The 239-nt window shown below is 62.3% G+C and carries 1 protein-coding gene; it reads right to left on the bottom strand.

Translation table 11 applies throughout. The features are described from left to right. Positions 1-239, bottom strand: a 239-nt coding sequence (locus EOD29_RS34775) for a hypothetical protein (RefSeq protein WP_164764089.1), incomplete at both ends; no start/stop codon positions are given.

Genomic DNA, 239 nt, shown 5'->3' with positions numbered 1-239 from the left:
CACCGGGCGCGATGAGCGCGCCGCCGCAGTTGAGTTGGCCGACAATCTCGAAAATATTCTCCTCGAGTGCCTGCGGCGGTCTATGCTTCAGCAGGAGGCGGCCAATGGAAAGATGTGCTGCCGCACGCTCATCTTCAGGGATCAGCCCATACGCGGCCTCCTGAACACGAGCATGCAGGAAGCGGTAAGATGACCCCTCTTCAAGCAGCACGAGTCCGGCCCGCGCCGCGGCCCAAAAG

The organism is Mesorhizobium sp. M1A.T.Ca.IN.004.03.1.1, assembly GCF_003997555.1.
In the GTDB taxonomy this organism is placed as follows: domain Bacteria; phylum Pseudomonadota; class Alphaproteobacteria; order Rhizobiales; family Rhizobiaceae; genus Mesorhizobium.
Note: the sequence above shows the minus strand (reverse complement) of the source record. Positions and strands in the feature narration are given on the sequence as shown.